This is a genomic window from Streptomyces sp. SID12501 (assembly GCF_010550245.1).
Lineage (GTDB): Bacteria > Actinomycetota > Actinomycetes > Streptomycetales > Streptomycetaceae > Streptomyces.
On record NZ_JAAGLU010000003.1, the window covers coordinates 177,361 to 191,392 of the forward strand.

Here is a 14,032-nt window from a genome sequence, read left to right on the forward strand (position 1 = left end):
GCTGGTGGCAGTTCAGCACGCGAGCACCGGACCTGATCAACTGAGACGAAGTTGGCCATCCACCCCCGCCGAATCACGTCAGATGGGAAGCCGACTCACAGGGCGTCTCAAACGATCTGGTCGCCGCAGGTCACAGCTCGACTCCCGAACCAGATCCTTTGAGACGGGGCACGTACGACCGGGTACGGCGGGGGCGCTCGCGGAGTTGGTGCAGGGGTGGCCGACCAGGCGTGCCGGAGTTCGGTGTCGGACCGCCACGGCCTCCCTGCAGCGTGTCGGCGTTCAGCGCCGGGCTGCCACGGCTGTCGCGGCCGCGGCCAGGATGCGGTGCAGGACGGGGACCGGGATCGCCGGGTTGGTGACCGCCGCGCATGCCGTGTCGCGGTCGTGCAGCAGCCCGGCCAGGACGCGGGCCGGCAGCCGCGGATTGCGCACCGCGGTGCCGCGGACGTAACCCTCCGGGTCGTTCAGCAGCCGCACCGCGTCGGCCGGTGCCAGCCGGTAGTCCTCAGCCGCGCGGCGGCGCACCTCGGCTTCGGGATCCCGGGCCAGGCGTGCGACGTCGGCCGGTGTCGACTCCGGATCGTCCAGGGCCAGGCGGCGCATCCGCCCGCTGGGGTCGGCGGTGTAGCGCAGCAGGCCCGTACGGGGGAAGTTGGGGTGGCTGCGGGGCCGGTCGGGGTGGCTGAAGCTGCCGTCCCACCAGCGCCAGACCTCCAGCAGCATGTCGGCCGGCGCGTCGTCGCACGATTCGGCGAGGAACAGGCGGACCGTCCGGTCCTCGTCCCGTGCCAGGCGCGCCACGACATCCGGCGGGAGGTGCCGGGCTCGGGCCACACCGCGGCGGATGAGCGGATGGGACGACGTTGCCAGTCGGCGCATCGCGTCGGTGTCGCCGTGCAGGTCCTCGACCCAGGGCAGGGTGTGCGACATCGACGTCGGGTCGAAGTCGTGGCGTACCGCGGCACGTTGCTCCTCGGTGAGGTCGGGGCGCAGCGCCACCGTGGAGCGGATGTCGTCGTGCGGGTCCTGCGCCAGCACGGCGACGCCGTGCGCACCCAGGCCCGGGTTGGCGGCCAGCGCGCGACGTACCTCCGCGTCCCCGTCCCGGACCAGCTCCACCTCCAGCTCGGGCGCGAGGCGGCACCGTTCGAGCGCTCGTCGCGGGTCGCGCAGGGCGGCGAAAACCTCGCGGGGCATGGGGAGGCCGGTGTGGTGGGCGAGCAGCGCAGCCGTTCGCACCTCGTCGTCGGTGTCGGCCAGCAGCCGCTCCCGCAGCGGCGCGGCGAGGTCCTCCCACCGGGCGCAGGCTGCCGTCCGCACCCGTGGATCGGCGTCGGCCGCGAGGCTGGGAAGGTGGTGTGCGGGGAGCCCCGCGAGTTCGGCGGCCAGGGCGCGGGACGGGCCGGCGAGGAGGTCGTCGTACAGGTCCCCGGGAAGTTCGGCGCCCCAGACGCGGGCACGCTCCGCCCAGAACGCGCGTCCATCCGGCGACGGCTCGGCGCGGACCAGGCGTACCCACTGATCGGACGTGAGCTTGGGCCGGAAGGTGTCGGCGGGCCTTGACCGCACCCCCGGATCAGGGTGCGCCACGGCGGCGTCGAGGACGGCGGGCCGGCCGCATCCGTGCAGGAAGCCAACCTCCACATCCAGCAGCCGGATCAGCAGTTCGTCCGTCGCGGCCGGATTGGACCCGATCCCCTCCGCCCAGTGCAGAGGCCACGCACGTCGGCCGGGCACCGCCGCCCACACCTCGGCGCGCTCGACCTCCGTCTCGCGCCCGGCGGCCGCGGCGGCCTCCTCCAGCCGCTCCGGCAGCCGGTCGAGGGCCGTCACCCGAGGCCCGTCCGCGCCGGGCACCTCCGCCAGCAGCACCTGCCCGTCGAGGGAGAGCGCCATGAAACCGGGGTCTCCGGTCAGCCCCGGCACACCGCCGCCGACGTAGCGGACCCGGGTCCACAAGGAGTCGTTGCCGCCGATCCGATGTCCGAGGACGGCCACCAGGAACTCGCTGTCGACATCGCAAAGACGGCGCCACCACGCGGCATCGAGTGCTTCCCGGGCCACGCTGTCCGGCTCCGCGATCCCCCGCGCGATCCGCCAGCCGGCCTCAGGCGGGAACAGACTGCCTGGGCGCACGTCCTCGACGACCGTGAGTCCAGCGTGTACGAGCAGTTCGTGGAGTTTCTCTTGGCGCGCCACGCGGTCATGATCCCCGCCGGCTCACGGTGGAACAAGGCTTTCAGCCCCGGCCAGTGCTTCGGCGGGGCGACGGCCGGGTCCGTGATCCGGAGCCGGCGCTGCGACATCTGACGCGGGGATCCTGATGCCTTGGATGACCGGTTCGCCGCCTCGGACCGACTCGTCGACAGCGACGTGCTCACGGGCGCCGATCAGAACGCGAGGTCGTCCCAGGTGATGTGCAGGTTGAAGGGTTCGGGGAAGTCGATGCCCAGGCCCGTCGGCTCCCACTCGCCCACCGGGACGTATATGGCCGGGCGCAGTGGCTTGACGGTAAGACCGGCGGTGGGAACGGCGGCCAGTTCGTAGGCGCGTACGGCGCTGATGTCCCAGGTGCCGGCTGAGTCGAGTTCGACCTCCCAGTACCAGGGGATCCCGGCTTCGGCGTAGCGGGCCATCTTCCAGGCCACGCGCTTGGGGGTGTCCGAGCCGGAGAGGACCTCGCCGACCAGCGCGGTGTCGGTGGCGAAGGTGTCGGCGCCGCGGGGCAGGCAGTGGCGCACGAGGAAGTCGGGGGTGAGGAAACTGGACTTGTCGGGCTTGAAGAAGACGTTGGTCTCGACCCCGACCTGCCAGCAGGGCTGTTTGCCCTCGCCGGACGCGGTGCGCATGGCCTCGCGGGCGGAGGCTTCGAGCGCGTTGCGCATCCGGACGGAGAACTGCTGATGCTCGAGGGGTCCGCGCCGGTTCCAGATCACCCGCCGGTCCCAGAGCTCGATGTCGGCGGCGAGGCCGTCGGGGAGCTGCTGAAGTTCCTCCCAGCTCAGGAACTCGGGAAAATGTGCTTCCGGTGTGTTGAGCGCGCCTGCTGACATGTCGCCTCCCGAATGTGGTTCGCCCGACTCACGGTAGCGGAAACGGCGGGCCTGCCCGGGGTGACGGGGAGCGGTCGGGCGGCGCCACGCACGCCCTGCGTCCGGCCCCATCACCCCACGCAAGCACGGTGGGAGCCGTTTGGGAGCCGAATTGCTCCCCAAACCCCCGTCACACCACGCGAGACCGGTCGAGACCATGACTCTGACCAGGGGAAACGCCATCTCCGCACGCAAGATCAGCGCCCGAACCTCATTCGGGACGAAGAGGTCGTGGGTTCCAATCCCGCCACCCCGACAGCTGTAGCACCAGGTCAGGGGCCTGATCCGCATCGCGGGTCGGGTACCTGAGTCGTTGTGGGGGCCGGTTTGGGGGGGGCTAGTTGGGGGTGGCTGCGGAATTCGGCTTCCCCGTAGCCGTCCGTCGGGGCCGGGAGCGTCGGCGTCAGGGGCGGCCGTCGCCCTGTGGTGGCGACGGCCGCCGGCGCGCGGGCCTGTGCCCCCCTTGTCACGGGATCCGCGCGCGCGGATCGTCCTCGCGGTCACTGGGGCGACTCAGGAGTGTGCCCCAACTCGAACGGACCGGGAGGACACGGGCCGGAGGCCCGTCACGCCCGGTGCAAGGACGTGAGGTTCCGGCCACTTGACGGATGTGTCTCTCCCGACCCGGGGGCACGGGGTCGGAAACGGCCCACTGCACAGGCCACCAGTCCAGCAGTGCTGCAGTCCAGTGGTTCTGCAGTCCAGTGGTTCTTTAGTCCTGTAGTGCCGTAGTGCTGTAGTGCTGACTCGATGAGGGCGAAGCCTCTGCCCGCAGCCTAGGGCGAGTTGCGCGGAAGGCAACAGCCCGCGGACCGGACGTTCGGCAGGAGAACCCGGTCTCCGCGTGTGTCCGGCCTCAGCTCGCCGGCGTACGGACGCCGAGCGCCTCGTCCACGGTGGACGTGACAGCGAAGACCCGGTCGAGTTCCACGATCCGGAGCATCCTGCGGATGCGGGGATGGGGGCAGACGAGCGTCAGGCGTCCGCCGCGTTCCTCGGCTCGTCGGCGTGCACGGCAGAGCAGGCCCAGCCCGGAGCAGTCCAGGAACTCGACGGGGCCGAGATCGACCACTACGTCGGTATTCGGTCGGTTTATGGCCGCGTCCATCTCGGCGGTGACTCGGAGGACTACGGCTATGTCGATCTCGCCGTGCAGCTGGACGACGGTTCGTCCTGCCGTCTCGTAGACGTGAATCTGCTGGGCAGGGGAAACGGGCTCCCGGGGCATCGCGGCATCTCCATGGTTTCGCGAGATGCCCGCCTCGACGGCGAAGCGGGCGGCATTGGATATCCACAGCCACCGGGGGCACGGGTGACGACAGTGCCGACTTTAGGCCGACACTTCGAACAGAAACGCTTCGCCTTGGAGTGGGCTCCACCGTTCGGGTGTAATTTTGTAGATATTCTTGGTTAGGAGCCCCAAAGAGTGCACTCAGACCAGGAAGTCGCTCCGGAAGGCGTCGGCCGCGAACCTGGGCGCTCGTCAGCCGCTTCGGCTCCCCACCGGCCGGCCCCGTTCCGCTACGCTCGCGGCGTGACTCGTGACCAGCAACCCGCGGATCACTACAGCGTCGTCGCCGTCGCCTCGTCTGCGGGAGGCATCCAGGCACTGACCGCGCTGCTCGGGGCGCTCGGCCCCGAACTGCCGGTGCCGGTACTGCTGGTCCAGCACCTGTACCCGCGGCACCGGACGGTGCTCGCCGAGGTCCTCGGACGCCGGACCAGGCTTCAGGTCAAGCTCGCCGAGGCGGGGGAGCGCGTGCGGCCCGGCACCGTCTACGTCGCCCCTCCCGACCGGCACCTTCTCGTCGACTCCGACGGCGTCCTGAGCCTGTCCAGCAGCGAGCTCGTCCACTTCGTACGCCCCTCCGCCGACCGTCTCTTCGAATCGGTCGCCGGTGCCTACGGGCCGGAGGCGATCGCCTGCGTGCTCACCGGGACCGGCCAGGACGGAGCCACGGGAGTCGACGCCGTGAAGTCGCGCGGCGGTACGGTGATCGTCCAGGATCCGGAGACCGCGGATTTCCCAGGAATGCCGCAGTCGGCGGTGGACACGGGAGCGGTGGACTTCCTGCTACCCCTTGAGGAGATCGCCGCGGTCGTGCGGGGACTTGTCGGGGCCGAGAGGCAGTGATGGGCGAACCGCAGGACGACGAGGACAACGAGGCGTTGGAGGAACTGCTCGTATTCATCCGGGAATCCCGCGGTTTCGACTTCAGGGGCTACAAGCGTTCGACGCTGGCCCGGCGCATCCACAAGCGGATGACGGACGTCGGTATTCGCTCGTACCCGGACTACCAGGATCTCCTGGAGACCAACACCGAGGAATTCGGCGTCCTCTTCAACACGATCCTGATCAACGTCACCTCCTTCTTCCGCGACCCGGAAGCCTGGACCCTCCTCCAGCACGAGGTCGTACCCGAGCTGCTCACGACCCTCGATCCCGAGCAGGAGATCAGAGTGTGGAGCGCGGGCTGCTCCAGCGGCGAGGAGGCGTACTCGATGGCCATGATGTTCTCGGAGGCGCTCGGCGTCGAGGAGTGCCTGCGGCGCGTCAAGATCTACGCCACGGACGTCGACGAGGAAGCGCTGCGCGAAGCCCGTTCCGGGCTGTACACGTCGAGGTCGCTGGAACCGCTCCCCTCGGAGATAAGGGAGAAGTACTTCGAGCAGAACAGCGCGCAGTTCAGCTTCCACCCCGACCTGCGACGTCGGGTGATCTTCGGGCGGCACGACATCACCCGTGACGCCCCGATCTCCCGGCTCGACCTGCTCGTGTGCCGGAACACGCTGATGTACTTCAATGTCGAGGCCCAGACGCAGATCGTCGACCGTTTCCATTTCGCCCTGCGCCCCAGCGGCTTCCTCTTCCTCGGCAAGGCCGAGATGCTGCTGAACGACAGCGAGCGGTTCGAAGTGGTGAACATGCGTCAGCGTGTCTTCCGGCGCCGGGTCGGCAACAACGGACTGACCTACCATCCGGCCCCTTTGAAAATCAGGGGGGGCACAGGTGGCGAGGTGCACTCGGTGGCGCGCGCCCGCCAGTTGCGCGACCTGGTGCTCGACGCCGGACCCACCCCGTCGATCGCCCTCGACAGCGACGGAACCGTCGTGACGGTCAACAACCAGGCCAGGATCCAGCTCGGCCTGACCACCGGTGACATCGGCCGTCCCTTCCAGGACCTGGAAGTCTCCTACCGGCCGGTCGAACTCCGTTCCCTGATCGACCAGTCCATGCACGAGCGCCGGATCCTCCGGGTCAACCGGGTCGAGCGCCGGGCGAGCGAGGACGTCCAGTACTACGACATCATCATCCAGCCGCTCACCGGACCCAGCGGACTGCACGTCGCCACCGTGATCTCGTTCACCGACGTGACCGTCGCCACGCATCTGAAGGCCGAGGTCAAGCGGGCCCGGGAGGAGCTGGAGACCGCGTACGAGGAACTCCAGTCCACCAACGAAGAGTTGGAGACCACCAACGAAGAACTCCAGTCCAGCATCGAGGAACTGGAGACGACGAACGAAGAACTCCAGTCCACCAACGAAGAGTTGGAGACCACCAACGAAGAACTCCAGTCCGGCAACGAGGAACTGGAGACGATGAACGAGGAGATGCGCATCCGCACGGACGAACTGGACGAGGCCAGGGTATTCCTGGAGGCGGTTCTGACGAGCATCGCGGCGGGTGTGGTGGTCCTGGGCAAGGACCTGAAGGTCAAGAGCTGGAACCGGGGCGCCGTCGACCTGTGGGGGCTGCGCGTGGACGAGGTGATCGGCGAGCCCTTCTTCGAACTGGACTTCGGGCTGCCCACCAGACAGTTGCGGCCCGTCGTGGAGCAGTGCCTGGAGACCCGCAGTCGCTCCGGCCCGATCGGCGTCGAGGCCCTGAGCCGCATCGGCCGGCCCATCAGCTGCGACGTGTTCTTCTCCCCGTTCGGCGGGAACCACGGTGGCGTCGTCCTGATGATGGAGGAGAGCCGAGGCGATGTCCCCGACTGATCCTGCGGCGTAGCCTGGGCTCATGGACCCGAAGGGGCGCAGGGAAGACCTCGGTCTGGCAGCGATGGCACGGCAACGTGCCGCGCTGGCCCATGAGCGGGCGGACCGGGCCGAGGCCGCCGCCGAGCGGCACGAACTGCTGGCGGCGAAACCCGGACGGGAGTTGCACAGCCAGATCGCGAGTACGCATCGCAGAACCGCCGAGTGCCATCGCGCCTCGGCACGCCTCCAGGACAGCTTCGCCCTCCGCGCGGCGGCGTGGACCGGCGGGCGGGGCACCCGGCCGCGGTTCATGACGGTGGTCGCGGAGGCGTGCGGTACCGACAGCGCGGCGATGGCACTGATCGACACCGAGCAGAACCATCTCGCGGTCGCGGTCTCCGACCAGCTCTCCCGCGCGGCCCAGGACCTGGAGTACGTACTCGGTGAGGGTCCGGGCCAGGACGCGGCGGCGGAACACCGTCCGGTGCATGTGTCCGGGCCCGAGATCGAGAAGCGCTGGCCGGGGTACGGGCCTTCCCTGGTCTCGCTGGGCATCGCCTCGGTGGCCGCCGTACCGCTGCAGATACAGGGCAGCTGTATCGGGGCGCTGACGGTGTTCGACCCGCGGCCCGCGGACGCGAGGCCCGCCCGTCTCGCCGAGGTCGCCGAGGCCCTCACCCGCATCGTGCTGCTCGATCCCGACGCCGATCCGGACCTCTACGGCGGAACCGACGTGCGAGCCACCGTGCACCAGGCGGCCGGCATGGTTTCCGTACGGATCGGCTGCTCCGTCATGGACGCGCTGGCGCTCATCAAGGCCGTGGCGTTCGCCGAGGAGGTGTCCTCCGACGCCCTCGCCCGGCAGATCGTGCACGGGGACCGGAAACTCATCTGAGGGAGAGGTGCCATGACACCCGAACAGCGGCTGGCCGACGCGTTCGTAGCCCTGGCCGGCGGCACGGCGAACAGCTCATCGGACGGGCCCGGGCCGTTGTCCGTGCTGGCGCACCGCGCCCCGGCCCTGCTCGGCACCCATGCCGCGACCGTGGTGTTCGCCCCCGAGGGCTACGACGCGGCGCACGTGACGGGCTCCAATCCCCAGGTGTCGCTCCTGGAACACGAAGCCGTCGGGTGGCGGGAGGGGCCCGGTCACGACTGTCGTCAGGCCGGCACGGGGCCCCGGACCCCGGCGGCTCTCGACAGCGGTCCCGCCAGGCGGCGGTGGCCGCACTACACGCCACGGGCGCTGAAGCTGGGCTACACCCACGTCGTGGCCCTCCCTCTGCGCGGACACAGCGGAACGAGCGGCGCGCTCATCCTGCTGTCCTGCACACGGCACGCCTTCTCCCCGGCGACGCTGGAGCTCGGGCGGTCGCTCGCGGACTTCACCGCCGTCGTCCTGGAACACGCCCGCGAGGCCGACCGCAGTCGGACGCTCACCGCCCAGCTGGAACAGGCGTTGACCAGCCGCGTCGTCATCGAACAGGCGAAGGGCGTGCTCGCGACCCTCCGTGCGGTGTCTCTGGACGAAGCCTTCGATCTTCTGCGCAAACACGCCCGGTCACGTCAGCGACCGCTGAAGGACGTGGCCCGCGATGTGGTCGAAGGACGCGCGGCTTCCGATCTGACCCGTCCCACGCCCTGACCTCCGAGCGGGACCTCGGCGGCTTGGCTACGCTTGACCTCGAGTTCGCATATCGCCATACACATCCGCATACGTCCCGTTTGGATTGATCTTTCATTGCGCTCCGAAATCGCGCAAATGTTCTAAGGAACCGAACATGGGTCCCGGTGCCGGCCGTCCAGCCATGAAGCGCAGGTTCCTCGCGGTCTCGGTCGTCGCCGGTCTGGGCCTCCTCGGGGCCTGCGGCGCCGGGGACGGGGGTGGGGGCAGTGGCGCCGACGGTGACAGTCCCACCGTGGGTGTTCTCATGCCCGGAGGTGGCGATTCGCGGTTCGGGCAGTTCGACAAGCCCCTCATCGTGAAGAAGCTGAAGCAGTTGTGCCCGGACTGTCCTGCCGCGATCGTCGCCGCCACTGCCGACCCGGCGGTTCAGCAGCAGCAGTTCGAGGCGATGATCACCCGGGGCGTGGATGTGCTCATCCTCGCCGCCGTCGACCCCCAGCTGATGCGTCCCTCCGTCGAGGCCGCGCACCGGGCCGGTGTTCCCGTCGTCGCCTATGACCGGCTCGCGCAGGGGCCGATCTCCGGGTACGTCACCTTCGACGGGGAGGAGGTCGGGCGCCTACAGGGTGAGGGGCTGCTGAAGGCCATGGGCGACAAGGCCGACGGTGGGCGGATCGTCATGATGAACGGAGCCACCACCGATCCCAACGCCGGGTGGTACAAGGAGGGCGCGCTTGCCGTGCTCAAGGGCAGGGTGACGATCGGCAAGTCGTACGACACCGTCGGATGGCGGCCCGAGAACGCCTACGTCAACATGACCGGTGCCATCGCCGCCCTCGGCGCGGAGAACATCGACGGCGTTCTCTCCGCCAACGACAGCATGGCCGGTGCCGTCGTCTCCGCCTTCAACGCCGCCAAGGTCAGACCGCTGCCCCCGATCACCGGGCAGGACGCCGACCTCATGGCCGTACGGCGGATCGTCAAGGGCGAGCAGTACATGACCGTCTACAAGCCCTTCAGGCGCGCGACCGACGCGACCGTCGAGATGGCCGTCGCCCTCGGTCGCGGCGAGAAGGTCGAGGCCATCGCCACCGGGTCCGTCGACAGTCCCACCACCAAGAACGTGCCGGCGGTCCTGCTGCCGTCCGTCTCGGTGACTGTCGCCGATATCGGGGAGACGCTGGTGAAGGACGGTATGTACACCGTCGACGAGATCTGTACGCCCGCTCTCCGGTCCGCCTGTGACCGGGCCGGGCTCATGTGACGAGTCCGATGCGCTCGGTGAGTCCGGTGGGTTCGGTGGGTTCGATGAGTTCCAAGGAGGTGGCCCGTGCCCGGTCAGCCCCTGCTGGCGTTGCGCGGTGTCTCCAAGCGGTTCGCCGCCGTGCAGGCACTCGTCGACATCGAGCTGGAGGTCAGGGCCGGGGAAGTGGTCGCCCTGGTCGGTGACAACGCCGCCGGGAAGTCCACCCTGGTCAAGGTGATCTCGGGGGTCGGGCCCCCGGACAAGGGCGTTGTCGAGTGGGAGGGCAGCGCCGTCCAGATCCGGCGGCCACAGGACGCCAGCCTCCTCGGGATCGCGACCGTCTACCAGGACCTCGCGATGTGCGAGAACCTCGATGTCGTCGCCAACCTCTTCCTCGGCCGGGAGATCCACCGCTTCGGCATCCTCGACGAGGTCGAGATGGAGCGTCGTACCCGCGAGCTGCTGCACACGCTCTCCATCCGGATTCCCGACGTACGGGTGCCGCTCGCCAGTCTCTCCGGCGGCCAGCGGCAGGTCGTCGCGATCACCCGTTCGTTTCTGGCCTCGCCCCGGCTGCTGCTGCTCGACGAGCCCACCGCCTCCCTGGGCATCCAGCAGACCAACCAGCTCCTCGACCTGATCGAGGAGCTGCGCGACCAAGGGCTCGGGGTGCTTCTCATCAGCCACAACATGAGTGACATCAAGGCCGTCGCCGACCGGGTCGCCGTCCTGCGGCTGGGCCGCAACAACGGGCTCTTCGACGTCAACACCACCTCCCAGGAGCAGATCATCTCCTCCATCACCGGCGCGGCCGACCATGCCGTCGCCCATCGGCCGCAGGCGGACGAGGTGTGGCCGTGAACCTCGACCCGCGGCTCGTGGCGTGCGCCGGTGCCGTGCGCCGCAAGGTGCGCGAGGGCGGGCTCGGGCCTGCCCCGGTGCTGCTCGCGCTCGTCGTGACCTGGGTGGTCTTCCAGTGCCTCAACGAGAATTTCCTGTCGCCCCGCAACCTGTCCGTCCTCAGCGTGGACATCGTCGGGACCGGCATGGTCGCCGTCGGCATCGTCTTCGTTCTGCTGATCGGCGAGATCGATCTGTCCGTGGGCTCGCTCGCCGGTCTGGCGGGCGCGTTGTTCGCGGCGCTGAACGTGAACCTCGGTATGACGGAATGGCTCGCCGTGGTCATCGCGGTGATCTGCGGTACGGCCATCGGGGCGATCCACGGGTTCCTCTTCGCCCGGTTCCGCGTACCCGCCTTCGTCGTCACCCTCGCCGGGCTGCTGGCCTGGAGCGGTCTGATGCTCTACCTGCTCGGCCCGGACAGCTCCATCCACTTCAGCGAGGACGGGCTGGTCGCCACGCTGACCAGCCGTTACTTCAGCGCCCCCGTCCTCACCTACGGCCTGGCGACGCTCTGCACGGCCGCCTATCTGCTGGTCTCCCTGCGCGACCACGGCCGCCGCGCCGCCGCCGGGATGCCGTGCCGACCGGTGGCCGAGATCTGGGTGCGTACGGCCCTGCTCGCCGCCATCGCGTTCACCGCGGTCTCTGTCCTGGGCCGCTTCGAGGGGCTGCCGCTGGCGCTGCTGATCTTCCTCGGGGTCATCGTCGCCTCGGACCTGCTGCTGCGCCGCACGCCCTACGGACGGCAGGTGCTCGCCCTGGGCGGCGGGGTGGAGGCGGCACGGCGGGCCGGGGTCGACGTGACGCGCGTACGGATCTCGGTGTTCATGGTGTCGGGGACGCTGGCGGCGGTCGGCGGGCTGTTCGTCGCGTCGCGGTTCACCTCGGCGAGCCCCGTCTCGGGCTCCGGCATGCTGCTGATCAACGCCGTCGCCGCCGCCGTCATCGGCGGCACCAGCCTGTTCGGCGGACGTGGCTCGACCTGGTCCGCGCTGCTGGGGGTGCTCATCATCCAGTCGATCGCCTCCGGAATGGCGCTGCTGGGCGTCGAGACCGCCGTCCAGTTCATGATCACGGGCGGGGTGCTGATCACCGCCGTGATCTTCGACTCGCTGGCGCGGAGCGCCCCCGAGTCGCGTGGGCGGGCCTGAGAGAAGGCCCTGGGTCCTCCGGTCACTTCTCCGGTCACTCCTCCTGTACGTCGTCCCGCCACGCCGTCGAGTGCGGGCCGAACCTGTTCTCGTGCCCGTACGCCACCATCCGGGCGTTGCGGGCCTCGGCCTCCGGCCCGTCCGGCAGGTGGTAGGCGTCGCCCGCGCTCGCCGAACCGGCCTGCACGCGCGTCGCGGTGGCGAGCCGTCGGCGTACGTACCGGGTGAGCGCGTCCGGGATCTCCGCCGGTGCCGTGTCCGCGAGGGAGTCGCCCAGGACCGCCGCGTCCATGATCGCCTGGGCGGCGCCCTGGGCCTGGAACGGCACCATCGCGTGGGCGCTGTCGCCGAGCAGGGTCACTCTTCCGATGTTCCAACGCGCGAGCGGGGTACGGGTGTTGATGCCGTACCGGAACACCTGGCCGGCGCGTTCGAGGGCGGTGAGCACGCGGCGGTCCCAGCCGGCGAACTCGCGGAGTTGTTCTCCCGGTTCAGCCCGGGCGGTCCATGACTCGCGCGCCGCCTCCGCCCCCGCCTCCACCTCCATCTCCGTCGTGAACACGGCTACCAGGTTGAGGAGTTGACCGCCGCGCACCCAGTAGTGGACGACGTGCCGGCCCGGCCCCAGCCAGCCCGCGTACTCCGGCAGGTCCAGGTCGGCCACCTCGGCGGCCGGGAGCAGCGCCCGGTAGGCGGCGGTGCCGGAGAAGACGGCCTCGTCGGCGCCGAAGAGCCACTGGCGGGCCGCGGACCGCACCCCGTCGGCCGCGACGACGAGGTCCGCGCCGAGGCGTTCACCGTCGGCCGTCGTGACGTAGGCGGCCCTGTCGTCCTGGTCGATGCCCACGACCTGGGTGTTCAGCCGCACCGAGCCGGGCGGAATCCGGGCGGCCAGGGCCTGGTGCAGGTCGGCCCGGTGGACCTGTAGGTAGGGCGCCCCGAACTCGTCCTCGACCTCGGGGCCGAGCGCGTAGCCGCAGATCTCGGTGCCGTCCGACCAGGTGCGGAAGCTCAGCCGGGCGGGGTGGGCGGCCCGGGCGGCGACCGTGTCGAGCAGGTCCAGCCGGCGCAGTACACGGGTGGCGTTGGGCGCCAGCTGGATGCCGGCGCCGATCTCGGTGAAGCGCCGCGTCTGCTCGACGAGGGTGACCTCGTGACCGCCAGCGCGCAGGCTCAGTGTCGCGGCCAGGCCGCCGATGCCCGCTCCCACGACGATCGCCCTCATAATCCGCCTCCCCGATCGGCGTCGCACGGATCGGTCCGGGACCGATTCCGGACCGGTCCCGGACCGATCCTCGCCCTGCGCGTCACCGGCGTCGAGAGTCTTTTCCGCCGGTCGCACGACCGGATGACAGGTTCTTCAAAAGTTCTTCATCATGTCCGTTCTACCGTCGGGCTGCTCGCCGCGTTCGTGGCCGGGCACGACAGGAGGACGGGGAGAACCGATGAGGACGAATCGGGTACTGCTGGCCGTGGCGGCCTCGGTCATGGCGTTGGCCATGACCGGCTGCGGGGGCGACGACGGTGGCTCGAAGGTCCCCACGGCGGCGAGCGGGGGAGCGACCACAGCGTCCGGCTCGTCGGCCGGGGGCGGCTCCGGGGACGATGTGGCCGCGTATGTGGCGGCCCAGGGCAAGTACGTGAAGTGTCTGCGGGAGAACGGGATCGACGCGCCGGACCCGGACGCGCAGGGCAACATCGACTTCGGCGGCGGCGACAATCTGCGGGCCCTGAAGAAGGACCCAAAGTTCAAGACCGCCTCGGTGGCGTGCGCCGACTATCTGACGGCCGTTCCCGAGAGCATCGAGAAGGGCAACCAGCCCGCGCTCACCGCCGCGCAGATCAAGGTGAAGCAGGAGTACGCCACCTGTATGCAGAAGAACGGCGCCGCCGACTTCCCCGACCCGGGTGCCGACGGTCTGGGCCAGGGCGAGTGGGACCAGACGTCGGCCGGGGCCAAGCGGGCCATCCGTATCTGCGGGCCGATCGTCGGCGTTCCGGCGACCGCCGCCCCCGGCAAGGGCTGACC

Annotated in this window: 12 protein-coding genes; 8 read left to right on the forward strand and 4 right to left on the reverse strand. The window is 69.9% G+C overall.

From position 1 onward, the window contains the following. Positions 1-282: 282 nt before the first annotated feature. From G3I71_RS04275 to G3I71_RS04285, 3 genes are all read right to left on the reverse strand, one after another. Positions 283-2,202, reverse strand: a complete 1,920-nt coding sequence (locus G3I71_RS04275; protein WP_164312553.1) for a hypothetical protein — start codon at positions 2,200-2,202, stop codon at positions 283-285. 191 nt (positions 2,203-2,393) lie between these two features. Continuing rightward, positions 2,394-3,056: a Uma2 family endonuclease gene (locus tag G3I71_RS04280; protein WP_164312554.1), complete on the reverse strand. Its 663-nt coding sequence runs from the start codon at positions 3,054-3,056 to the stop codon at positions 2,394-2,396. An 895-nt stretch (positions 3,057-3,951) separates the two neighbouring features. Beyond that, positions 3,952-4,323 (reverse strand): STAS domain-containing protein, encoded by a 372-nt coding sequence (locus G3I71_RS04285; protein ID WP_164312555.1) that lies wholly within the window; start codon positions 4,321-4,323, stop codon positions 3,952-3,954. A 306-nt stretch (positions 4,324-4,629) separates the two neighbouring features. On the opposite strand from G3I71_RS04285, the gene G3I71_RS04290 reads away from it, so the two are divergent. The 7 genes from G3I71_RS04290 (at position 4,630) to G3I71_RS04320 (ending at position 12,003) form a co-directional block, all read left to right on the forward strand. Continuing rightward, entirely contained in the window at positions 4,630-5,229 is a 600-nt protein-coding gene (locus G3I71_RS04290; RefSeq protein ID WP_164312556.1) for a chemotaxis protein CheB, read from the forward strand. Continuing rightward, positions 5,229-7,094 (forward strand): CheR family methyltransferase, encoded by a 1,866-nt coding sequence (locus G3I71_RS04295; protein WP_164312557.1) that lies wholly within the window; start codon positions 5,229-5,231, stop codon positions 7,092-7,094. The genes G3I71_RS04290 and G3I71_RS04295 overlap by 1 nt, the downstream gene beginning before the upstream one ends. Before the next feature lie 22 nt (positions 7,095-7,116). Further along, positions 7,117-7,971, forward strand: a complete 855-nt coding sequence (locus G3I71_RS04300) for a GAF domain-containing protein (protein ID WP_164312558.1) — start codon at positions 7,117-7,119, stop codon at positions 7,969-7,971. A gap of 12 nt (positions 7,972-7,983) precedes the next feature. After that, a complete protein-coding gene (locus G3I71_RS04305) occupies positions 7,984-8,721 on the forward strand; it encodes an ANTAR domain-containing protein (protein ID WP_164312559.1) in 738 nt (245 codons plus the stop codon). 136 nt (positions 8,722-8,857) lie between these two features. Then, positions 8,858-9,967 carry a sugar ABC transporter substrate-binding protein gene (locus G3I71_RS04310; protein WP_164312560.1) on the forward strand — a complete coding sequence of 370 codons (1,110 nt, stop codon included), beginning with the start codon at positions 8,858-8,860 and terminating at the stop codon, positions 9,965-9,967. 66 nt (positions 9,968-10,033) lie between these two features. Continuing rightward, positions 10,034-10,810 carry an ATP-binding cassette domain-containing protein gene (locus G3I71_RS04315; protein ID WP_343242842.1) on the forward strand — a complete coding sequence of 259 codons (777 nt, stop codon included), beginning with the start codon at positions 10,034-10,036 and terminating at the stop codon, positions 10,808-10,810. Further along, on the forward strand, positions 10,807-12,003 hold the full coding sequence (locus tag G3I71_RS04320; protein WP_343242843.1) for a sugar ABC transporter permease: 1,197 nt from the start codon (positions 10,807-10,809) through the stop codon (positions 12,001-12,003). Before G3I71_RS04315 ends, G3I71_RS04320 begins: the two co-directional genes overlap by 4 nt. A 34-nt stretch (positions 12,004-12,037) precedes the next feature. On the opposite strand, the gene G3I71_RS04325 is transcribed toward G3I71_RS04320, so the two are convergent. Continuing rightward, a complete protein-coding gene (locus G3I71_RS04325; protein WP_164312561.1) occupies positions 12,038-13,228 on the reverse strand; it encodes an FAD-dependent monooxygenase in 1,191 nt (396 codons plus the stop codon). A gap of 220 nt (positions 13,229-13,448) precedes the next feature. Between G3I71_RS04325 and G3I71_RS04330 the strand changes: the two genes are divergently transcribed. Then, a complete protein-coding gene (locus tag G3I71_RS04330) occupies positions 13,449-14,030 on the forward strand; it encodes a hypothetical protein (RefSeq protein ID WP_164312562.1) in 582 nt (193 codons plus the stop codon). Positions 14,031-14,032: the final 2 nt, after the last annotated feature.